Origin of the sequence: Vibrio sp. S234-5, assembly GCF_000960595.1 — a bacterium.
Classification (GTDB): Bacteria; Pseudomonadota; Gammaproteobacteria; order Enterobacterales; family Vibrionaceae; genus Vibrio.
The window spans coordinates 1-647 of record NZ_JZAM01000035.1 but is presented as its reverse complement, the minus strand read 5'-3'; the positions used below and the strand labels follow the sequence as shown (position 1 = coordinate 647).

The following is a 647-nucleotide window of genomic DNA, read 5'->3' as shown; positions in this document are numbered from 1 at the left end:
GTACGCTTAGTCACTTAACCATACAACCCGAAAGGGTCTTTGTTAAACAACCAAGGTTCGCTATCTCATTATTTGAATGAGCGAGATAGCATTGATTTGCCGGACTCAATTTTGAATCGTCACTATAACAGTGACATTCCCAAGAACACTTGAATGTGTTTTGTTGGTGTTTGTCTTAAAGACAAACATTGAGAACTTTACAAACAACAATAAATTGTTGTTTTGTCAGCTTTCCAAATTGTTAAAGAGCAAGATTTCTTTCGAAACCATGTTTAAAAGCACTATCACTAATGCACTTAAAGATGGTGGAGCTATGCGGGATCGAACCGCAGACCTCCTGCGTGCAAGGCAGGCGCTCTCCCAGCTGAGCTATAGCCCCATCAGTAGTGGTGGGTCTGAGTGGACTCGAACCACCGACCTTACGCTTATCAGGCGTACGCTCTAACCACCTGAGCTACAGACCCACTAAATGCTCTAATCTAAACCATATCAATCTGTGTGGACACTCATCGCAATAATCATCGTATAAGGAGGTGATCCAGCGCCAGGTTCCCCTAGCGCTACCTTGTTACGACTTCACCCCAGTCATGAACCACACCGTGGTAAACGCCCTCCCCGAAAGGTTAAGCTATCTACTTCTGGTGCAG

Annotated in this window: 2 tRNA genes and 1 rRNA gene; all 3 read right to left on the bottom strand. The window is 44.8% G+C overall.

Annotation, left to right across the window (positions count from 1 at the left end):
- Positions 1-303 precede the first annotated feature (303 nt).
- Positions 304-379, bottom strand: a tRNA-Ala gene (locus UF06_RS01105).
- Between the two features lie 8 nt (positions 380-387).
- Positions 388-464, bottom strand: a tRNA-Ile gene (locus UF06_RS01100).
- A 62-nt stretch (positions 465-526) separates the two neighbouring features.
- Positions 527-647 (bottom strand): 16S ribosomal RNA (locus UF06_RS01095); the annotation flags it as partial.